The organism is Bacillus cereus, assembly GCF_002577405.1.
Taxonomy (GTDB): Bacteria; Bacillota; Bacilli; order Bacillales; family Bacillaceae_G; genus Bacillus_A; species Bacillus_A cereus_AU.
In genome coordinates this window covers 329,364-348,627 of sequence record NZ_NULR01000003.1, presented here as the reverse complement: position 1 = coordinate 348,627, position 19,264 = coordinate 329,364, and the positions used below count along the sequence as shown (strand labels likewise).

Sequence of the window (19,264 nt, the reverse complement as noted above, 5' to 3'; positions counted from 1 at the left end):
AAAAGGAAAAACAGGTTTTATATTCCGAAAATTCAATCTCTTGAGTTAGCAATTTCCTCATTAAAATCATATACGATCCAATCAAATTTCATATTTCAAATTTACAATTGATTATTTCTTCAACACAATAATCCCTATACAAATTCCAATGACAATTCCGATTACTAAATTATCAGTAAATAAACTAGGTACTACACCGATTACAATACCTATAGCGATACCGATTGTCATTGCGTCATTTCTTTTTGTATTATTAGCCAAAATTGCATCTCCTCTCATAATTTCTCCTCATATAATATCCATTTACATGAACGTTACTATCTCCTAATATATTTGCTTTCCCGCTTAAAAATTTCCAAAATATGTACTTTATTACTTTTCCATTCCCCCTACATAATCCTCTTCATTTGAAAGGATTTTTAAGTCACCATTACATATACATAGGCATTTACTATAAGAAAGAACAGTAATTCATTGAAGGAGGAACGATTCAAATGCATCCTCATTGGAATCCAAATCTAAATCAACAATATGTTTACTCGCCCCACGCTGCAAGGAATACACTGCATTATGATTCTCAGTATATGATGCAGCGCATTGCAAGCCTTGAAAGCCAATTAGCGAAATTAATCTCATTAATCGAAGAGAATAATCATTTAATAAAATCAATGGAACAACAGCAAAATCAAGTTTGCGCACCAGCTGGCGGTTCTGTTATTGTTCGTATGTAATTTTTCCGAACAAAAAAACACACTTTGTATAATAAAGTGTGTTTTCTTTTTATCTTCTTTTTTGATGAAATCCTTGTGTAATGCGGTCTAATATAATCGCAATCACGACGATGGCTAGTCCCGCCTCAAATCCCATTCCGATATTTACTTGTGTAACAGAACGGTACACATCGACTCCAAGACCTGGTGCTCCTACAAGTGATGCTGTTACGACCATTGATAATGAAAGCATAATACTTTGATTTACACCTGCCATAATTGTTCCAGTTGCGAGCGGTAATTGCACTTTAAATAGTTTTTGTGATGCGGTTGAACCAAATGCATTCGCTGCTTCAATTAAATCCTCTGGAACTTGTCTAATTCCTAGGTCAGTAAAACGAATTGTCGGTGGCATTGCAAAAATCACTGAAGCAATAATACCAGGAACAACACCGACACCAAAAAACGTAATGGCCGGTATTAAATAAACGAACGCGGGCATTGTTTGCATAAAATCTAAAGTCGGTTTTAAAAATTTTGAGAAACGTTCATTTTGAGATGCTAATATCCCAATTGGAATTCCGACAATAATAGAAATAATAACGGAAGTAAGTACGAGTGCTAATGTTTGCATCGTTTGTGCCCAGTAGTTAATATTTAAAATAAATAATAATCCGATAAGCGTAAAAATGACTAAAGATAATTTTCTCGTTGTATACCAAATAAGGAAACACAAGATAATAATCATCAATATGGCTGGTATTATTGTTAAAAAATTAGTGAGTAAATCAACGAATCCACCAATAATATAAGAGAATCCTCGGAACAAGCCTTCAAAGTGCTCATATAAACTCGCAACAAATGAATCAACCCATTCTCCTAATGGAATACGCGGTATATTATTCATCATCCTTCACCTCTTCCTCAATGTTACCTGCAAGAGCTTGAATGACACTTTCACGTTTAATAATTCCTCTTAGTCTTTTCTTCTCATCAATTACGGGTAACGGATATTTCATCTCCGCCATTTTTGCATACGTTTCCTCAAGTAAAGTATCTAAATAAACATGCGGAATATCGTTAAGTAATAAATCAGCAATCGGCCACTGTTTTTGTACTGCTTTACTCGCATCATCTGCGGTTAATATACCTAAAAACTCATACTTTTTGTTTACAACATATACTGTAGAAACACCAGCGTTCCTCATAATTTGAAGTGCTACACGCGGCCCACGGTCAATTAATAAAGTCTCCGGTCGTTTTAATATAGATTCCGCGGTAATTACTTTTCCTAAATTAACGTCCGCAACGAACTTCTCTACAAATTCATTAGCAGGGCTCATCATTATCTCTTCCGGCGTTCCAATTTGAACGATTTCTCCATCTTTCATTAATGCAATACGATCTCCAATTCGAAGTGCTTCATCTAAATCGTGTGTAATAAATATAATTGTTTTTTCCATTTTATCTTGTAACTCTAACAATTCATCTTGCATTTCTTTTCGAATAAGTGGATCTAATGCACTAAATGACTCGTCCATTAGTAATACATCTGGATTATTCGTTAGTGCCCTTGCGATTCCAACACGCTGCTGCATACCACCACTAAGTTGACTTGGGTAATTATCTTTATGATGATCGAGTCCTACTAACTGTAGCGATTCTAACGCCTTATTTTCTCGTTCCTCTACTGGAACTCCTTGAATTTCTAACCCGTACGCAACGTTTTGTATTACTGTACGGTGCGGAAATAAAGCGAACTTTTGAAACACCATGCTCATCTTCGTTCTTCTCACTCTTCGTAATTCTTCTTTCCCCATCGTTGCGATGTCTTCACCATCTATGTATATATGACCTGCGGTTGGTTTAATTAATTGGTTTAGCATACGAACTAACGTAGATTTCCCGCTACCTGACAACCCCATAATAACGAAAATTTCTCCAGAGTACACTTCAAACGTTGCCTTTTTCACACCAACGTTCATTCCTGTCTCTTTCAAAATTTCTGATTTGCTTTTCCCTTCTTTTAATAAGGCAAGGGCTCTTTGCGGATGTTTCCCAAATACTTTTGTTACATTTTCAACACGCACCTTTGTATTATCCATGTCACTACTCCTTTTCTACCCATCTATTCACATAGTGTTGCGATTTTACAAAGAAATATTACATAAAGTGAAACTTTAATCAGTGTGGGATGTTCATCCCCCACTGATTATTAACCTTCACCAATCGTTATTTTACAGGCAGTTGATCTCCCACCTAACTGCTTTGCTCCAGTCGAATTTTGAGGTGGGAGTTGTACTGCCCGTTAACGCGGGATAAAAATGACATTCATAAGATTTCTTTAAAATTCTCGTTTCCGTTCATAATAAGAATGCTTACTTATACATGTATTTAAAAAGGCAAAAGTTTTTTGGGAGGTTTTCAATGAGAAAGAACATATGGCTTATATGCCTTGCATTATTTATTACTATGATTTTCACTTCATGTAATGCAACAAATGCAAATTCGAAAGGGAAAATTAAACTTGGTGTAACAAGTTGGAAAGAAAATATTGCAACTGCAAACATGTGGAAGGTTTTATTAGAAGAAAAAGGTTATAAAGTTGAGCTCATGTATTTAGAAAAAGCTGCGATTTGGACTGGTGTCGCCCGTGGTGATGTTGATGCTAATTTAGAAGTATGGCTTCCTGTTACGGATAAACCGCTAAATGATCGTTATAAAGATGACATTGTCTTAAAATCAAAATGGTATGAAGGCACTGGTCTTGGTTTGGTCGTCCCTTCTTATATGAAAAACATAAACAGCATCGAAGATTTAAACGCTCACAAAGATGAACTAGATAATAAAATTGTCGGAATCGAACCTGGTAGTAGCCTTATGAATTTAACGGATAAAGCAATGAAGGCATATGAAATAAAATTAAAACTTGTCCAATCTTCAGAAGCTGCGATGATGAGCGAACTAAAGAAGGCATATACGAAAAAGAAACCAATCGCAGTTACGCTTTGGAATCCGCATTGGGGCTTTTCAGAATTTGACTTAAAATATTTAAAAGACCCTAAGAAAGTATATGGTGAAAAAGACGACATTTATTACTCTGTTCGTAAAGGTTTCGAAAAAGATCATCCCGATATTGTAAAATACTTTGATAAATGGAAAATGAACGATGAACAGCTTGGTACGTTAATGGTCATGTTAAATAAAACGAAAGATCCGGAAGAAGCTGCACGAAAATGGATTAAAAAGAATCAAACTTTAGTTGATGACTGGATAAAAGATTAAAAAATAGGCTAGAGAATTTGGGATATTCTCTAGCCTATTTTGCTTTATTTTTTCTCAATGACTGCATCAACAATACCATATTCCTTCGCCTCTTCTGGCGTCATAAAATAATCTCTTTCTGTATCATGTGCTACTCTTTCAATTGGTTGCCCTGTTTTATCTGCAATCATTTGATTAATATCATGCTTCAACTTTAATATTCTTTTTGCTGTTATTTCGATTTCAGTTGCCTGCCCTTGTGCACCACCGAGCGGCTGATGAATCATAATTTCACTGTTAGGGAGCGCAAACCGTTTTCCTTTTGCACCTGCTAATAATAGCAATGCACCAAATGACGCCGCAAATCCCATACAAAGTGTTTGCACATCCGGTTTAATTAGATTCATCGTATCTAATATCGCAAAACCTGCTGTCGTTGAACCGCCAGGACTATTAATATACAGGAATATGTCTTTCTCCGCGTCTTCTGCTTCTAAAAATAATAATTGCGCCACTACACTACTCGCTACTTGATCGTTAATTTCTGAACCGATCATTATAATGCGGTCTTTTAATAACCTTGAATATATATCATAGGAACGTTCTCCTAATTTCGTTTGTTCTACGACGTATGGAATTGTATTCATTTTTAATCCCTCCAATAATTGTTATGCCGCGCAAAGCATACAACTGTAGGAAGAAGGCTTTTTCGCATTAAATAATAAGACTGGCTGTTTAGATGGTAACTTAGTAAAATCTATTGTCGGAAGAAGCTTTGTTAACAATTCCGGCCTTTCTTCACGAATAGATGTTACTACAATTTCAATATCATCTGTGTATTCGACTATCTCAATTCCTTCTTCACTTACAGTTTTCAATCTATTTCTACTCCTAAATAAAGAAGCTTTCACTGCTCCTTCTGATACAGAACATACTTTAGCAATATCAGCGATACTATATTGAAAAACATCCTTTAATAATAAAATTGCGGATTGTTTTACATTTAATGAAAATAACATTTTTCCTACCATTTCATGCAAATCAGCAATTTTCTCGTGTGGTTCTTCAAAAGTAATTTGTTCCTTTATTTTTTCATGAACTGATTTCGACTTCATCTGGTCTAACCAACTATTTCTGGCCATTTTATATAGAAGCGTCATACAAATATCTTTATTACCGTATTTTTGAAGAACTTTACAAACTGTTTCTTGGGCGAGGTCTTCACCGTCCCATTTGTTTTTCGTTAAAAACATACAGTATCTTTTTAACTCTGCATGATTTTCAATTAAAAAATTTATATTTGAATGATTCATATCGATATGATTATTTAAAACCTGAGTTATTTTTGTGCACAAAATAACCACTCCTTTTCAGCGCTTACTTAATAAACGATTGATTAAACGAAAAAGTTACGGGGCTTATAAAAAAAATGTTTATGTTCAATAATTCGCGGTCATAAATATGTTATGTACAATTTTACGTGAGGAGGAACAAATTTGCCAAAATTAACAATTGAAGGTGCTGGAACTTTTGATGTGACAGAAGGAACAAAGTTAGTATTAGCTATTGAAGATAACGGTGTACATATTCTCCATCGTTGCGGCGGAAAAGCACGTTGCACAACTTGTAGAGTAGAAATTATAGCGGGTGATTTCTTGGAAGCAAGCGCAAATGAAAAAAATGCGATTACGGAAAAAGGAATTGAAGATCATTTACGCTTATCGTGTCAAATGCGCGTACATAAAGACATAGTCGTTCGTCCGGTACTTACAGTTGAAAATTCAGGTCTTGATGCTGGACCACGTCCGGCGGAGTAAAATGATGAATTTAAAACAGCTCGCTGGCGAATACGCCGCTGATTTTGTACAAGATGGAATGAAAGTTGGGCTTGGTACAGGCTCAACTGTATATTGGACGATACAAAAGTTAGGAAAACGTGTACAAAAAGGTTTATCCATTCAAGCTGTACCTACATCAAAAGAAACCGAAATATTAGCACAGCAACTAAACATCCCGCTAATTTCCTTAAATGACATACAAACTCTGGATCTTACAATCGATGGAGCTGATGAAATTGATTCAAATTTACAGCTAATAAAAGGCGGCGGTGGTGCATTACTTCGCGAAAAAATCGTTGCCTCCTCCTCTAAAGAACTAATAATTATAGCTGATGAATCGAAAATCGTTACATATTTAGGTGCATTTCCGCTACCTGTTGAAATCACACCTTTTTCATGGAAACAAACTGAAAATAAAATTCAATCTTTAGGGTGTCAAACAACATTACGTTTAAAAAATAACAATACATTTATTACGGATAACAATAACATGATTATCGATTGTGTATTCCCTAATCATATATCTAATCCTACCAATTTACACGATCAATTAAAAATGATTACTGGTGTAGTTGAAACAGGATTGTTTATAGATATGACGAGTAAAGCGATTATTGGAACAGAAAACGGCATAAAAGAGTTAAAAGGCTGACTTATAAAAGTCAGCCTTTTTCTACTATTACGTTACAATATGATATACTATGAAAACACATTCATATCGCACTAGAAAGGACTGAACATTTTGCAATCCCAACTCATAACAGAACTTACAGATTTAGAAACTGCCTTTCATATTCGAAAAGAAGTATTTGTAAAAGAACAAGGTGTTCCTCTTGCAGATGAATTCGATACATTTGATCAAATTGATGAAGAATGTAAACATATTTTAGTTTTTCATAATGAACTCCCTGTAGGAACTGGCCGTATACGTTTTGTTGATGGAATCGGTAAACTAGAAAGAATTTGTATTTTAAAAGACTATCGTAAATATGGACTAGGTAAAGTAATTATTCAAGCATTAGAAGAGATTGCCCGAAACAAAGATGCAACAAAAGTGAAATTACATGGTCAAACACAAGCGGAAGGATTTTATGGGAAATTAGGCTATCAAACTTCTTCTGATATGTTTATGGAAGATGGTATTCCTCATATTCTTATGACAAAAGTATTGACGTAATAAAAAGGGTATTATATGCATCTACATTATGGATTCATATAATACCCTTTTGTACTTGTTTTTCTGAATCAGAATCTAGTATCTGCTTTTGAACTCGCAGGATTTTCTAAAGAAAACATTTCAGAAACTTTAGAACAGCAATATAAAATGCTTGATAAACTAATAGTAAAGTATGAAAGGATTGATTATTAATGAATATTCTAGAAAGATTAAATGAGGCCTTCACATTAGAAGCTTATGAATCACCAGCGAGTAAAGAGGCTATTCAAGAATTACAAAAATTCTCATCAATAGATGTACCATTAGATTATTTAGAAGTAATTTAACATTGTACAAATGCAGAGATTAATGTACAAAATGAACTTTACATACGTATTTGGAGCCCAACTGATTGCATAGAGATGAATGAAGCACATGATATTCAAAAATATATACCAAATTCACTAGCAATTGGTGATGATGAAGGTGGAAAAGCACTACTATATGTAGCTGGAAAAGAAGGATTCGGATTATATACAGTGGATTTTGGAGATTTAGATATTGAAGAGACAATTAAAATAGCTCCTTCATTAAAAGCACTGTTAATAGATAGCGTCAGAGTAGAGGAGTTGTTGTCATAGTTAAAAGAATAACAGCCGACGTATTTATATTGAGTCGGCTGTTATTTTTGATTAAACTATCCTTTTGTTTTATTTCAAATACTCATACCACCAATCTCTACGATCAAGGTACTTCTTCATCGCATTTAATTGAGCATCTGAAGTTGGATCAGAAATAAAATATGCTAATCCATCTGGTTGTAAAATGAATTGAGCTGTCATTTTTAATGATGTTAATGCTCCCATAACATCTTCAATGTACTCCCTTGAAAAAGCTCCTGATTGGATTATATTTTGCTTAGTTGCTCGCACTTGCTCTTGTACTGATTCAGTAAACCTAGACAGTGACTTATTACCTATAAGAGAATTCAGGTCACACTTACCGATGCCAGGTACATTTCCTGTTTCCGTGTACTGCCAAATATCACAAGAATATACTGGTTTATTACCACCATAACGAGGAATCCATACAAAGTCACTCTTTACATTCGCCATACCAAAAGGCGTATACATATGATCGCCAACATATAAGCCAACTTTCATATATCATTTTTCTGTTAAATTGACCTAGCAAGCCTAAATCCAAGATCATCTATATGAAATGTAGGATGGCTACGACGGCGACAAGTAGCTCCGCAACCTCTGGCTGCTTCCGCCCAACTACCACCTCGAAAAATCCGGTACGATCCGTACACTTTTTCATCATACAAATCATAGCACCATTCCCAAACGTTCCCCAACATATCATATAGTCCCCATGCATTTGGTTCTTTTTTACCGACCTCATGAATTTGTCCACCTGAGTTTTCATTATACCAAGCTATCTTATTAAGTTCTCCATATATGTATCCAGTAGTCCCTGCTTTACATGCATATTGCCACTCAGCCTCAGAAGGTAATCGGTAGCCGTTCGAATCTAAATTACAACTAACCATTTGACCGCCATCACTAATAAAATAATACTCTTTTAATCCTGCTTTTTTTGAAAGTAAATTACAAAAAGCGATTGCATCATTCCATGACATATTTACAATTGGCTTGTTGCTATGTTTATAATCATTTGCCGTACTATTCGTAAAAGCATAATATGTTTCCATCGTTACAACATACTTTGCAAGAAGAAATGGTTTAATTTGAACATTCCATTGCTGTTTAATTCGATCATCTCTTAATATTATTTCTCCTGCCGGGATTTTCACCATATAAGAATCAATTGAGCGAATGATTTCTTTCATTATTATCCCCCATTTCAAAATGGAACATAGTTTAATTTCTAATACAGCAACCCTTACCTTACTTCTGTTAAGAATCGTTGAACCTCATTTGGAGATTTTAAAATAATAACTTTTTTGTTCTTACTTAATTGATCTAGTTTTGTTAAAATTGCAGGTCTTTTCGTCTTAGGATATTCCCATATCCATTTAAAAAATTGCAAATCAAATCTTTCTTCACATCCCGCGCCCATATCTGGTCTTGTTTTATTTCTATATTGAATCATTCTTTTAAAAGCACGATAAACACAAATTGTTCTATGAATATCAAGAAAGATAATTGTATCAGCTGCCTTAAGTCTTATATCCATCGTCCCACCGTAATTGCCATCAATAATCCACTTCTCACCTTTAACTAAGTTGTTTTGAACTGTTATTTGTTCATCTCTCGGAACACCTTGCCAATTCGGTTTCCAAAATAGTGCATCAAGATGATACACCTTAATATTTAGTTTATTTCCTAACTGCTTTGCTAATGTAGATTTTCCTGAACCACCAGAACCAATTAATATTATTTTTTTCATAAAGGGCCCCTTTTACAAACCTCTTATTTCTTTTGTAACATCAATTCACAAAGTATTCCTATCCCAACACCAATTGTATAAGCCACTAAATCACTCCACAAAAATCCGTACCCTAATACAAGTCCACCTAAAGTCGTTGCACGAATGTTATCTATCCAAGCCGCATGGTACAATTGGCTCAGTTCAATTCCATAGCAAAATAGCAAACTAATAAAAGCTAATTTCTTCGTTTCTATTTTAGGAAACAAAAATCCAAATCCCATGAAAATCATTAATGCCCATAAAGCATCACCTAAGTACTCATTTAATAAATCAGGTAACGCGAAAGCAAACTTTCTGGAACTGAGACCTAAAATAATTACGATGATAGTAAAAATTGCATATATTAATCTGTTTCGTTGCATACTCATTTCAAAATCTCCTAATAAATATATTGAAACAATAAATAGCTAGTAAATTAATATCATTTTACTAGCTACTTATTGTCGACTTCACTTTGCATTTCATCCATTAACTCTTGCTGCTTTTTCTTTGAAAATGATTGTAGTACTAAATCATACGACCAATCAATCATCTTATTAATTTGCTCCTGTTCTACACCCTTATGTATATACACGGTATTCCAATGTTTTTTATTCATATGATACCCTGGAATAATTGTTTCTGGGTAATCTTCTCGTATTCTTAACGCAAGTTCTGGATCGCATTTTAATGTAATCGCAGCTTTTTCACCTTCTTCATGATTCAATATCGCAAATATTTTATTATTGAGCCTCATGCAAGTGGCACTCCAGCCATCTGGAGAATCTTCTGTCGCTTTTCTTTTTGATAAACAATACTCTCTCGTTGTATTCATTCTTACTGACACCTCTTATTCTTTCACAATTTGATTACGGTGCATCACAATTTGCTTCGTCGCTTGAAATTGCTGTTCACCATAAAACTGTATTAGTTTCTCTCCGCAAAATAGACTAACAATATGAATATGAGATATTTCTTCAAGTAACATTGTAAGCATCTTCTCTCCAATGCCGTTATTTCTTACACTTTCATGTACAACAACATCTTCTATGTACGCGCGAAAAACACCATCAGAAACGACTCTAGCAAATCCAATTAATTTATTTTCTTTCCATACTCCAATTGCTATACTATTCTTTAACATTTTTTCAATATCTATTTCTTTTCTTTCTGGCCACCAACCGACAGAATCATAAAGTGTTTTTATTTTTTCTACACAGATCGGTTGTTCATGTTGCAATTTATAAGTGTACATTTTAATACTCCCGTCATCTAGTCTACATAATATTATTATAATCTCTTTTCAAAAAAGTGTTGACTATGACCTTTCGGGTGATTTTCAACAACACCATATTCTCTGTAGCCATGCTTTTTGTAAAACACTGGCGCTTGGAAACTAAATGAATCTAATAATATTAATCTACACCCTTTTTCCTTCGCAATTTCTTCGATTTTATGTAACAATTGACTGCCGTATCCATCATGGCGAACTGATTCATCAACCCATAAAAAATCGATATGAAGATGATAAAAATACATCGTTCCTGTTACACCACCAAAAATTTTCCCTTCTTCATCTTTCACTACAAAACTTACTTGTTCCATCTGTTGTTTTACTTCCTCTGTTAAGATGGACATGTTATATTGAATTACTTTATTTTTTATGTATTCTCCTTCATTGCGAGTACCACTCTCTATATGTTTCATATATACCATCCTTCCAGCTTAGTAAGCTACATTTAATTTTTATTTCTTCGCTTTAAAATACTTATAAATACAAATCCTCCGTATGTAATAAAGCATGTAAAGCCAATTATCCCTGGTATAGAGACATAGCCTGTTCTTACGTAACTTACAACTGCAAAACAAGCGATTGACAATAAAATAGATGGCCAAAATATAAGAGCAGTTTTTCTCCGTCTCTGTTTCGATGTATTTTCTTTATCTTCAGAAATACGTGTACCAAAAAGCAATACAATGCAAATAAGAATCGCGGCAAAGTAAATTGTATCTAATGACAAATTGTAATCATATAGTGCGATTCCAACTTCAAGAGCAATAATTGTTACAATTAAAATGATAATCGTTGAAGTTTTTAAGTTTCTCTTCAATTGTTCACCTCTAGCATGTTTTGAATATATTCTTTGTAAATGTGCTTCAAAGCTGCTGCAAACTCTTCATCTACCTCTTTATTTTCACGTCGATTAGGTAAATCTTTCCCACCAATAACATAAAGAAACGGGAATTCGTTAAACATTCCTATTATACCAATATTTATTGTAGCTGTAGGCAATCCACCTGTCATATGAGCTAAATGATATGAAGGTATTCCTTCATATTCGCCTTGCTGTCTTACCATTCCGTTAATAATTGGCTCCCATGCTACTGGTTCTGATTTGTAACCTTGAAATATATGTACTAAAAGTGAAAGAAGTTGATTTAACTCTCCTACATTTTGCTCATCTCTAGGATTTTCCTGTATATGAATCTTCGAAAAGTATGTTGAAATATATTCTCTGACAGTATCCCATCCTCCGCAATACATAACAATTGACTTAGCAATATAACTGTCGTGACAAGCTATCATCACTTCAACCGCTTTATTAAGTGTTAATGTATTTCTTCCCTGTATATGAGGATATAACTGCTCACTATCCTCATTTGGATTAAACTTAATGTGATGAAGTGTATCATTCCAACTAATTTGTTTGTCCTTTACCATTTTTGCTACTACAAATCCAATTGCTACTTTTGCTGCTGATGCTAACGGAACATATAGCTCATTGTTATGGGAAGCAACTATATTTCCATTCTTTGTTGAATAAACGAGTATTCCGACTTGGCCAGTTTGTATTTCTTTTATTTTTCGTATGACAGTTTCCATCTTCATTCCTCTTTCTATATCGTTTTATCACCCCCGTGAAAATTCGATATAGAATGTAAAAACCCTTTATTTGTTAAATGATATTGTTGAATACAATAAGAAAAAGATAGTATGAAAGTTCTTCACACTATCTTTTAAAAAATTCATTTCGCATAACTGATATATCTATTTCTCAGTAGGATTTTCAGGCCCGTTAAGCTCCAATTGATAAAAGACTAAGTCTAGCCATCTATTGAACTTATAACCGGCCTTTTTAATTGTGCCTGAATGAACAAATCCAAAGTTTTCGTGCATAGCAATGCTTTTTTCATTTTCTGCGTCAATTCCGGCAATTATGGTCATATATTCTCTTTCCTGTGCAATTGCTATTAGTTCTTTCATTAAAGAAGTCCCAATTCCATTTTTTCTATATTCCTTATCAACATACACAGAATGCTCAATTGAATATTTATAGGCAGGCCAAGCTCTAAATGGTCCGAATGTCGCAAATCCTACTACTTTATTATCTAATTCGTATACAAAAACGGGATAACCGTCAGCCCTTTTTTGTTCATACCAATCTATTCTATTTTCAAGGGTCACAGGTTTATATGCATATACAGCTGTTGTATTCAGTATCGCATCATTATAAATATCTAACATAAAGGCTAAATCTTTTGTCGTTGCTTCCCTTATCATTGTTTTCTTCCTTTCAAAATGCTTATCTTTTTTAGTAGTTTTATTATACCGAAATTTCAGACTTATAACGACTTACGAATACTAGCTTTTCGGAAACCATCAAATATATTTATCGCAGCAGATAACGAGTAAATGAAAATTCCACCGCCAATTAACCACGTTTTAAATTCCTCTGGGGAAGTAGTAAATGCATTTGCCAAATACGTAATAAATCCTTCGTTAAATAAATGTGGATTTACTACAATTACAATGAATATGATTGCTCCGACTACTTGAAGAATCGCATTCCCAATTGCTAATCTTTTCGTCCATTGTCCCTGTACTAACTTATAAAGAGATATTGCTACTTCCAAAACGATCATAACCACAACGATTGGCCAATATTGAAGTAATACATCTTGATTAAACGTTGGCGCGACAAACTTCAGCCCATTTTCTGTACCATGATATACGCCTACAAGATGATTCGCATAAAAGTAAAGTGTAGCCCATATTGCCGTCCACATTAACCCTCCAAAAACTTCAAACTTTGAGATCGCCTTTTTCTTCGGGATATACGAAACATTTTTCAAGTCATCTGGTGTCCATTTTTTTAAGCTTGTTGTTAATGGGTGTGGATCCTTTTCTTTATCAGTTCTTTCTAAAACAGCAAATACAAGTGTTAACCAGAAAAATACATGGAGACCCACTTCAAAAATTTCCCCAATACCTTTACCTATCAATTGTAAAATAACATTTAATACCGCTTGATCACCATTATAGCCTATAAAATTTTCTGCAACCATTGAAATGAGCGCAATAACAGCTGCAATTGGTATAATCATTTTTAATAGCGTCGTATATACATCAAAATAACGTGGTCCAATTAAATGCATGGGTCTATCCAAGTACCCATTAGCCAATGAAACTGGACTTCCCAATTTTTCGAGTACGCTCTTCACATCTTCCTCATTATAATCGTCTGGTAACATATCCTCTATTGTTGACCGTAGTTCAAGTGTAATATCTTCACGATTTTTTTCAGGTAATCTCTTCGCAACTTCATGGACGTACATATCAATCATACTCATTTTCATCCTCCTCCTTTAATAAGTTATAAAGTTCTTTCGAATCCTTTACCCATTGCTTTTTCAATTGTAAAAATATCTCTGATCCATATTCACTTAAAACATAATACTTACGAGGTCTACTCTCCGTTTTATCCCAACTACTCGTCACTAACTCCTGCTTTTCTAATCGGCGAAGTAGTGGATATAAAGTACTTTGATCGATTACGATTCCTGATTTCTCTAATAGTTGGACAAGTGAATATCCATACTGCGGCGTTCTTAATTGGCTTAAAACCGCCAATGTTAAAGTCCCTCTTCTAAGCTCAGTAATTAATGAATTTAATAAAGCATCCATTTATTCACCTCATTTCCATTACTATATGTCATACAGTATATGTTTTATACTATGTATCGTACAGTATTGTTGTGACAAAAACAATGATTATTTACCAAAAAAATACATAATTAAAAGCACAAACTATATGATTTGTGCTTTTCTAGCTAACTTAAATACCTATAACATTCTTAACTTTGTACCTTTGGTAATATATATTCTCCTTTTTCTTTAGGAAATGGGACAACCTCTACAATCGCCTCAACATTGATTACTCCATATACATGCGGGTATTCTTGACCGTTTGAAGCAAGTTCATATTTTATTTCTGCTTTTACAAGAGATGGATCTATTGTAAGTAATAAAACCTCTTCTTCATGATTAAAATGTTTTTGAGCTACTTTTAAAGCTTGGTCTAATAATGAACAATGAATAAACCCCTCATCCTTAAGAGATGCTTCATTAATTTCTCCAGTGGTTTTTGCGACTTCCCAATTTCTTTTCGTTATTACTTTTGTAATCATACTCATTCTCTCCCCTATTTTTATATAGAAAAACAAGAGGATTTTCTGTTTATTACTAGAAAGTCCTCTTGAATTTTTTATTTCTTAATTAACGGAGATGCTTCCCCACTATAGAAAATCCATAAATCATGAAGTGATCTCGTACATCCGACATACAATAACTTCGCATCGTGTTTTGTGTTTTTGTAATGTTCTTCATCCACATCTATTAGTAATACAGCGTCAAATTCTAAACCTTTTGCTAAATAGACAGGTACTACTGAAATACCACCTTCATATTTGCTTTGATCCGCTTCGATTACGTTCACTTTTAATCCTGCATTCGTTAATTTTTCATACATTTCACGGCATTCATCGTCCGTTCTTCCGATTACCGCAATTGTTTTCACATCTTCATTTTGTAGATATTGTAATGTCTTCACAATTTCAGTGAATTGATCTTCTGTACCAATTACTTTCACATCTTCCCCGCTACGGAAAACTGGCGTTGCGAGCCCTACAGGAATTTCTGCATTTTTAATTATTTCATTCGCAAATTCAATAATTTCTTTTGTCGAACGATAACTTCTCGTCAGTTCATAATAACCTGTTTCTTGGAATACTTCCTTAAAAGCGTTCCAATCTTCAATTCCTTGATAATCATAAATCGCTTGCGATAAATCACCTAATATAGTGAAAGAATTACCTAGTGTAATTTCTTTTAGTACATAAACTTGGAATGGCGAGAAGTCTTGCGCTTCATCAATAACGACGTGATGAAACTTTTGTCCGATTTCAATACCTGTTATGCGATGATGTATGTAAATTAAAGCAGGCAAATCTTCTACATACACTTCTTTTTTACGACAATTCTTTTCTGTTTCTTGCACTAATTCTTCAGGTAATACGTCGAGTATTTCTTTACTTTTCAACATTGAACTGTATAGTGAAAGCGGGCTCATCTTTGGCCAAAAATTCATATAGGTGTTCAATCTCTTTGTCGCTTCTTTTTTTAGTAACTTTTTCTCGTTTGTTTCTCCAAACTTTTTAAGTTCAATTTCAATCCAGCGCTTCATACGGCCGACTAAACGTTCTCTTCTTCTCTTTAATGGATAATGTTTATATTCAACTTGCATCCATTTTTTAACGTCTTCCACTGGAATAACTGCTTTATCCCATGCCTCAAAATCTTTCGTCGGTACTAATTCTTTTTCAAATTGAACCATTCTCTCTTCAATGAATGACTTAAATTCAAGCGTGCCTTTAAACTTACCTAGCATAACCTTTTTTTCATCACGATTAATTGAAAAGGCTTCTTTCAATTTTTCTTCTGTCTGCTTTAGTTTCACCGAACCCTCTAACGTACGCAATGCCCAATCTGGAAACGTTGTTTGACTAATATTGCCTACACCCAATTCAGGAAGTACGCTCGAAATATAGTCTAAAAACAAACTGTTTGGAGCGAATACGATCATTCTCTCCGCTTCAAGTTGTTCACGGTATTCATAAATTAAAAAAGCAAGGCGGTGTAAAGCAATTGTTGTCTTTCCGCTCCCTGCAACCCCTTGAATTAATAATGGTAAGTTTCTTTCCGCACGAATAATATCATTTTGCTCCGATTGTATAGTCGAAACGATATCTTTCAATTTATTATCTTTATTCTCACCTAATCGATATAGAAGAAAATCATCAGCATGCGATACATCTTCATTTCCTTTCACATATGTATCAACAACACGTTCAAGTTCTCTTTTTCGAATAGAAATATTTCGTTTTAAATAAACATCGCCTTCTACTAACCCGTCAGGTGATTGATAAAATGCTAATTCTTCACCACCGGTAAATGAATAAAACATACTTGCAACAGGTGCTCGCCAATCAATAACCATCGGTTTCATCGTATCTTTATCTGAAACACCTACTTTACCGATGTAAATCGGCATAACATCTTCTTTTCCATCCTCCTGGAAGTCTAATCTTCCAAAGTACGGCTCTTGCACACCGATACGTAAGTTTTGTCTATTAGACTCCCTCATACTTTCAAGAATTTGCTCTTTAAAATCTTCTCCATAATAAACTGGGATTTTTTCAAGCTGCTCTAATTGCTCATCCATCGTACATAAAATATCTTTCATTTTCTGTAATTCTTCTTCAAATATGTTACTCATTTGATGATTCCCTCCTGTCCGTTCCAATTTTTTCAGTCGAAATATAATTTTATTAAAAATCCATTCGTAAAGTCAATAGAATAAGTGAGAATTTTCCAAAATAAATAAAGGCATAAAAAACCATGCCCTTCGATCTAAGATTTTGAAGTATCCTCAAAATAACTTTTTTCTCTTTATATTTATTTATAAAAAATACATTCATTTTATTAGTTAAGTGACCAATTAATTTGTCACTTACATGCAGGAATTACATACTTACCAAATAAGTCCAAAGATGAAAGAACTTTATGATGTTCTAGTCCACCAAAATTCATTACTGCCATAAAATTCGTAACACCTATTTCACTGTAGGACTGAATTTGTTTAATAACTTCATCAGAACTTCCTATTACTGGATTGAATTTATGTGTAAGGTCTTCATATGAAATATTTGTCCCACGCGGAGTATTCATAAATCGTTGATATGGATCTTTCGCATTAGATTCAGCCTCTGCATATGTTTCACCGACATGAACATGAAATGCAACAGGGATTTCCAGTTCTTCTGGATTACCGTATCCTGACTTTAGATACGTATTCTTGTAAGTATCAATCAGCTTTGCTAATTCATCTCGTGATTTACTAAACCCAAGACCCATGAAATTGTTTCCCATACTAGCAACATGACTAACACCTGTTTCACTAGAGGTTGCAATCCAATGAGGCGGAAAAGGAGCTTGTATGGGCTGAACATTAAGTTTAAGGTCTTTGTATTGATAAAAGTTCCCTTGATGAGAAAAGATCTTGCCTGACCATGCCTTACGCAGCACTTCTAGAGACTCGTTAAAACGTTCAGTTTTGTCCTCCAATGAAATATTATAGCCATCAAATTCCTTCTGTGCATATCCACTACCTAGCCCTAAATCTAATCTTCCGTTTGATAAAAGATCAACTATCGCATAATCTTCGGCAACTCTTATAGGGTTGTGTAATGGCAGTACTGAAACACCCACGCCGAGGCGAATTCTATTCGTTCTTTGAGATACCGCAGCGAGCAAAACTGCTGGTGAAGGATTAATACCAAAATCTGAGAAATGATGTTCTGCAAACCATACCCCATCAAAATTCATTTCTTCAGTTCGAACGGCTTGCTCCAATACCTCATTGTAGAATTGTCTAGGAGTTCGAGATAATTGATCGGGGTAATTATCAAATATAGTCAATGTACTGAATTTCATTTAATATCGCTCCTGATACTTTATTTTCATTTCTATATTTCATAAACCTTTTACATAAAATCTAAATGGTATTATTAATATTCTAGTTATCCGAATCATTCCACTTACGACTTATTTCTAGGCCATAATCCATATCGTAAACTTCTTTTATAGCTTTAACTTTTTCAAGGCTTTCATCACTAAACACAGGTTTGTTTTCAAAAGAATGTAGAACGATTCTTTCAAGAAGAACACCAAGTGAAATATCATGATATTCTGCCATCGCTTTCAAAACTTTTACCATTCTTTTTTCCATTCTAATTCCAGTTTGCACACGTTCAACTTTAATTCTTGTATTCTTTTCATTTATTTGTTCATTATTTTGTTTCATAATTTCACATCCTTATCGTAAAAAAAACGATATTTTGTTACCTAGATAACAAGGTATCATTATAACACTGATGTATGTTTTGTCAATTGTGTCATTATATTATTGATTGAACATAATAGATTCTCGCCCTATTACTATTATCAAGATAATATAATCTATCCTCTATCACTTTGAGAAATCCAACTGTAAACACACTAAAAAGCAGATAATGATTCCATTATCTGCTTTCCAATTTTTATCTATGGCTACTTTAATTATACTTTTTGATACACGAGCCAATCCCCAGAATCAATGATTTTCTTTAACATCTCTTTATCCTGGGCAATATACACATACGCGTGTATTTCTCTATCAGCAACATATACTGTTTGCGTAATTCTATCATATAAATCAGTTTCTGCATTGCCTGTGTATTCTTCAAGTTCATCTAACTTTTGCAAAACATCATCATTTACTTCATAAACTTCCCCATGTACCTTTTCCTCGTTTGAGCAAATCATTGCAGGATATCCTTCATTTGTATCGAAAAGCTTACCGTACACCCAAGCCTCTTCTGCGATACAGGTTGCACCTTGCATATAATGAGCATTCGTTTGCCCATTTCTTAACGTGCCATACACGAAAATATGATGCATATATCCCAATCCCCTTTATATG

At 34.1% G+C, this 19,264-nt stretch carries 26 protein-coding genes and 2 pseudogenes; 6 read left to right on the top strand and 22 right to left on the bottom strand.

Annotated features, from left to right (window positions below):
* Positions 1-111: 111 nt before the first annotated feature.
* Entirely contained in the window at positions 112-279 is a 168-nt protein-coding gene (locus COC96_RS06730) for a septum formation initiator (protein WP_098266507.1), read from the bottom strand.
* Between the two features lie 215 nt (positions 280-494).
* Here COC96_RS06730 and COC96_RS27120 point away from each other — a divergent pair, with 215 nt between their 5' ends.
* A complete protein-coding gene (locus COC96_RS27120) occupies positions 495-731 on the top strand; it encodes a hypothetical protein (RefSeq protein ID WP_000553349.1) in 237 nt (78 codons plus the stop codon).
* Positions 732-780: 49 nt separating this feature from the next.
* Here the strand turns inward: COC96_RS27120 and COC96_RS06720 are convergent, their stop codons facing one another.
* The gene (locus COC96_RS06720) at positions 781-1,617 is read right to left on the bottom strand and encodes an ABC transporter permease (RefSeq protein ID WP_098266583.1); all 837 of its coding nucleotides are present in this window, start codon (positions 1,615-1,617) and stop codon (positions 781-783) included.
* Positions 1,610-2,815 (bottom strand): quaternary amine ABC transporter ATP-binding protein, encoded by a 1,206-nt coding sequence (locus tag COC96_RS06715; protein ID WP_098266506.1) that lies wholly within the window; start codon positions 2,813-2,815, stop codon positions 1,610-1,612. Before COC96_RS06715 ends, COC96_RS06720 begins: the two co-directional genes overlap by 8 nt.
* A gap of 322 nt (positions 2,816-3,137) precedes the next feature.
* Between COC96_RS06715 and COC96_RS06705 the strand changes: the two genes are divergently transcribed.
* Positions 3,138-3,995 (top strand): glycine betaine ABC transporter substrate-binding protein, encoded by an 858-nt coding sequence (locus tag COC96_RS06705; protein ID WP_098768545.1) that lies wholly within the window; start codon positions 3,138-3,140, stop codon positions 3,993-3,995.
* 44 nt (positions 3,996-4,039) lie between these two features.
* On the opposite strand, the gene clpP is transcribed toward COC96_RS06705, so the two are convergent.
* Positions 4,040-4,621 carry an ATP-dependent Clp endopeptidase proteolytic subunit ClpP gene (clpP, locus tag COC96_RS06700; protein ID WP_098768544.1) on the bottom strand — a complete coding sequence of 194 codons (582 nt, stop codon included), beginning with the start codon at positions 4,619-4,621 and terminating at the stop codon, positions 4,040-4,042.
* A 21-nt stretch (positions 4,622-4,642) separates the two neighbouring features.
* A complete protein-coding gene (locus COC96_RS06695) occupies positions 4,643-5,329 on the bottom strand; it encodes an RNA polymerase subunit sigma-70 (protein ID WP_098768543.1) in 687 nt (228 codons plus the stop codon).
* A gap of 141 nt (positions 5,330-5,470) precedes the next feature.
* Between COC96_RS06695 and COC96_RS06690 the strand changes: the two genes are divergently transcribed.
* The 4 genes and pseudogenes from COC96_RS06690 (at position 5,471) to COC96_RS27940 (ending at position 7,609) form a co-directional block, all read left to right on the top strand.
* On the top strand, positions 5,471-5,791 hold the full coding sequence (locus tag COC96_RS06690; protein ID WP_098768542.1) for a 2Fe-2S iron-sulfur cluster-binding protein: 321 nt from the start codon (positions 5,471-5,473) through the stop codon (positions 5,789-5,791).
* A 4-nt stretch (positions 5,792-5,795) separates the two neighbouring features.
* Positions 5,796-6,464, top strand: coding sequence for a ribose 5-phosphate isomerase A (rpiA, locus tag COC96_RS06685; RefSeq protein ID WP_098768594.1), 669 nt, complete (start codon positions 5,796-5,798; stop codon positions 6,462-6,464).
* A gap of 90 nt (positions 6,465-6,554) precedes the next feature.
* On the top strand, positions 6,555-6,989 hold the full coding sequence (locus COC96_RS06680) for a GNAT family N-acetyltransferase (protein WP_098768541.1): 435 nt from the start codon (positions 6,555-6,557) through the stop codon (positions 6,987-6,989).
* Between the two features lie 191 nt (positions 6,990-7,180).
* A pseudogene (locus COC96_RS27940) lies at positions 7,181-7,609 on the top strand (SMI1/KNR4 family protein).
* A gap of 69 nt (positions 7,610-7,678) precedes the next feature.
* Here COC96_RS27940 and COC96_RS06670 read toward each other — a convergent pair.
* The 17 genes and pseudogenes from COC96_RS06670 to COC96_RS06590 all read right to left on the bottom strand — a co-directional run.
* Positions 7,679-8,128, bottom strand: a pseudogene (locus COC96_RS06670) (N-acetylmuramoyl-L-alanine amidase C-terminal domain-containing protein); the annotation flags it as partial.
* Between the two features lie 17 nt (positions 8,129-8,145).
* Positions 8,146-8,823 carry a formylglycine-generating enzyme family protein gene (locus COC96_RS06665; RefSeq protein WP_098266497.1) on the bottom strand — a complete coding sequence of 226 codons (678 nt, stop codon included), beginning with the start codon at positions 8,821-8,823 and terminating at the stop codon, positions 8,146-8,148.
* A 53-nt stretch (positions 8,824-8,876) separates the two neighbouring features.
* Positions 8,877-9,383, bottom strand: a complete 507-nt coding sequence (locus COC96_RS06660) for a DNA topology modulation protein (protein WP_098768539.1) — start codon at positions 9,381-9,383, stop codon at positions 8,877-8,879.
* A 23-nt stretch (positions 9,384-9,406) separates the two neighbouring features.
* Positions 9,407-9,793 carry a ribosomal maturation YjgA family protein gene (locus COC96_RS06655; RefSeq protein ID WP_098768538.1) on the bottom strand — a complete coding sequence of 129 codons (387 nt, stop codon included), beginning with the start codon at positions 9,791-9,793 and terminating at the stop codon, positions 9,407-9,409.
* A 65-nt stretch (positions 9,794-9,858) separates the two neighbouring features.
* A complete protein-coding gene (locus COC96_RS06650) occupies positions 9,859-10,239 on the bottom strand; it encodes an MmcQ/YjbR family DNA-binding protein (RefSeq protein WP_142339962.1) in 381 nt (126 codons plus the stop codon).
* Positions 10,240-10,254: 15 nt separating this feature from the next.
* The gene (locus COC96_RS06645) at positions 10,255-10,659 is read right to left on the bottom strand and encodes a GNAT family N-acetyltransferase (RefSeq protein ID WP_098768536.1); all 405 of its coding nucleotides are present in this window, start codon (positions 10,657-10,659) and stop codon (positions 10,255-10,257) included.
* Positions 10,660-10,694: 35 nt separating this feature from the next.
* Positions 10,695-11,111 carry a GNAT family N-acetyltransferase gene (locus COC96_RS06640; RefSeq protein WP_098266492.1) on the bottom strand — a complete coding sequence of 139 codons (417 nt, stop codon included), beginning with the start codon at positions 11,109-11,111 and terminating at the stop codon, positions 10,695-10,697.
* Between the two features lie 32 nt (positions 11,112-11,143).
* A complete protein-coding gene (locus tag COC96_RS06635) occupies positions 11,144-11,515 on the bottom strand; it encodes a hypothetical protein (RefSeq protein ID WP_098768535.1) in 372 nt (123 codons plus the stop codon).
* Entirely contained in the window at positions 11,512-12,288 is a 777-nt protein-coding gene (locus tag COC96_RS06630) for a serine hydrolase (RefSeq protein ID WP_098768534.1), read from the bottom strand. The genes COC96_RS06635 and COC96_RS06630 overlap by 4 nt, the downstream gene beginning before the upstream one ends.
* A 165-nt stretch (positions 12,289-12,453) precedes the next feature.
* Positions 12,454-12,966: a GNAT family N-acetyltransferase gene (locus COC96_RS06625; RefSeq protein ID WP_098768533.1), complete on the bottom strand. Its 513-nt coding sequence runs from the start codon at positions 12,964-12,966 to the stop codon at positions 12,454-12,456.
* Between the two features lie 62 nt (positions 12,967-13,028).
* Positions 13,029-14,036: an HAAS signaling domain-containing protein gene (locus COC96_RS06620; RefSeq protein ID WP_098768532.1), complete on the bottom strand. Its 1,008-nt coding sequence runs from the start codon at positions 14,034-14,036 to the stop codon at positions 13,029-13,031.
* Positions 14,023-14,370, bottom strand: a complete 348-nt coding sequence (locus tag COC96_RS06615) for a PadR family transcriptional regulator (protein ID WP_098266487.1) — start codon at positions 14,368-14,370, stop codon at positions 14,023-14,025. The genes COC96_RS06620 and COC96_RS06615 overlap by 14 nt, the downstream gene beginning before the upstream one ends.
* Before the next feature lie 170 nt (positions 14,371-14,540).
* The gene (locus tag COC96_RS06610; protein ID WP_098266486.1) at positions 14,541-14,873 is read right to left on the bottom strand and encodes a DUF952 domain-containing protein; all 333 of its coding nucleotides are present in this window, start codon (positions 14,871-14,873) and stop codon (positions 14,541-14,543) included.
* 77 nt (positions 14,874-14,950) lie between these two features.
* Positions 14,951-17,020 carry a HelD family protein gene (locus COC96_RS06605; protein WP_098768531.1) on the bottom strand — a complete coding sequence of 690 codons (2,070 nt, stop codon included), beginning with the start codon at positions 17,018-17,020 and terminating at the stop codon, positions 14,951-14,953.
* Positions 17,021-17,250: 230 nt separating this feature from the next.
* Positions 17,251-18,237, bottom strand: a complete 987-nt coding sequence (locus COC96_RS06600; protein WP_098768530.1) for an LLM class flavin-dependent oxidoreductase — start codon at positions 18,235-18,237, stop codon at positions 17,251-17,253.
* 82 nt (positions 18,238-18,319) lie between these two features.
* Complete coding sequence (locus COC96_RS06595) at positions 18,320-18,607, bottom strand: hypothetical protein (protein ID WP_098266483.1); 288 nt, start codon at positions 18,605-18,607, stop codon at positions 18,320-18,322.
* 254 nt (positions 18,608-18,861) lie between these two features.
* Positions 18,862-19,242: a gamma-glutamylcyclotransferase family protein gene (locus tag COC96_RS06590; protein WP_098768529.1), complete on the bottom strand. Its 381-nt coding sequence runs from the start codon at positions 19,240-19,242 to the stop codon at positions 18,862-18,864.
* Positions 19,243-19,264: the final 22 nt, after the last annotated feature.

What these genes read in the sequence shown, in the direction of transcription:
- COC96_RS06730 (WP_098266507.1), bottom strand. Translation starts at nt 279, where the DNA reads ATGAGAGGAGATGCAATTTTGGCTAATAATACAAAAAGAAATGACGCA.
- COC96_RS27120 (WP_000553349.1), top strand. Translation starts at nt 495, where the DNA reads ATGCATCCTCATTGGAATCCAAATCTAAATCAACAATATGTTTACTCG.
- COC96_RS06720 (WP_098266583.1), bottom strand. Translation starts at nt 1,617, where the DNA reads ATGAATAATATACCGCGTATTCCATTAGGAGAATGGGTTGATTCATTT.
- COC96_RS06715 (WP_098266506.1), bottom strand. Translation starts at nt 2,815, where the DNA reads ATGGATAATACAAAGGTGCGTGTTGAAAATGTAACAAAAGTATTTGGG.
- COC96_RS06705 (WP_098768545.1), top strand. Translation starts at nt 3,138, where the DNA reads ATGAGAAAGAACATATGGCTTATATGCCTTGCATTATTTATTACTATG.
- clpP (WP_098768544.1), bottom strand. Translation starts at nt 4,621, where the DNA reads ATGAATACAATTCCATACGTCGTAGAACAAACGAAATTAGGAGAACGT.
- rpiA (WP_098768594.1), top strand. Translation starts at nt 5,796, where the DNA reads ATGAATTTAAAACAGCTCGCTGGCGAATACGCCGCTGATTTTGTACAA.
- COC96_RS06665 (WP_098266497.1), bottom strand. Translation starts at nt 8,823, where the DNA reads ATGAAAGAAATCATTCGCTCAATTGATTCTTATATGGTGAAAATCCCG.
- COC96_RS06660 (WP_098768539.1), bottom strand. Translation starts at nt 9,383, where the DNA reads ATGAAAAAAATAATATTAATTGGTTCTGGTGGTTCAGGAAAATCTACA.
- COC96_RS06655 (WP_098768538.1), bottom strand. Translation starts at nt 9,793, where the DNA reads ATGAGTATGCAACGAAACAGATTAATATATGCAATTTTTACTATCATC.
- COC96_RS06650 (WP_142339962.1), bottom strand. Translation starts at nt 10,239, where the DNA reads ATGAATACAACGAGAGAGTATTGTTTATCAAAAAGAAAAGCGACAGAA.
- COC96_RS06645 (WP_098768536.1), bottom strand. Translation starts at nt 10,659, where the DNA reads ATGTACACTTATAAATTGCAACATGAACAACCGATCTGTGTAGAAAAA.
- COC96_RS06640 (WP_098266492.1), bottom strand. Translation starts at nt 11,111, where the DNA reads ATGAAACATATAGAGAGTGGTACTCGCAATGAAGGAGAATACATAAAA.
- COC96_RS06630 (WP_098768534.1), bottom strand. Translation starts at nt 12,288, where the DNA reads ATGGAAACTGTCATACGAAAAATAAAAGAAATACAAACTGGCCAAGTC.
- COC96_RS06625 (WP_098768533.1), bottom strand. Translation starts at nt 12,966, where the DNA reads ATGATAAGGGAAGCAACGACAAAAGATTTAGCCTTTATGTTAGATATT.
- COC96_RS06620 (WP_098768532.1), bottom strand. Translation starts at nt 14,036, where the DNA reads ATGAGTATGATTGATATGTACGTCCATGAAGTTGCGAAGAGATTACCT.
- COC96_RS06615 (WP_098266487.1), bottom strand. Translation starts at nt 14,370, where the DNA reads ATGGATGCTTTATTAAATTCATTAATTACTGAGCTTAGAAGAGGGACT.
- COC96_RS06610 (WP_098266486.1), bottom strand. Translation starts at nt 14,873, where the DNA reads ATGATTACAAAAGTAATAACGAAAAGAAATTGGGAAGTCGCAAAAACC.
- COC96_RS06605 (WP_098768531.1), bottom strand. Translation starts at nt 17,020, where the DNA reads ATGAGTAACATATTTGAAGAAGAATTACAGAAAATGAAAGATATTTTA.
- COC96_RS06600 (WP_098768530.1), bottom strand. Translation starts at nt 18,237, where the DNA reads ATGAAATTCAGTACATTGACTATATTTGATAATTACCCCGATCAATTA.
- COC96_RS06595 (WP_098266483.1), bottom strand. Translation starts at nt 18,607, where the DNA reads ATGAAACAAAATAATGAACAAATAAATGAAAAGAATACAAGAATTAAA.
- COC96_RS06590 (WP_098768529.1), bottom strand. Translation starts at nt 19,242, where the DNA reads ATGCATCATATTTTCGTGTATGGCACGTTAAGAAATGGGCAAACGAAT.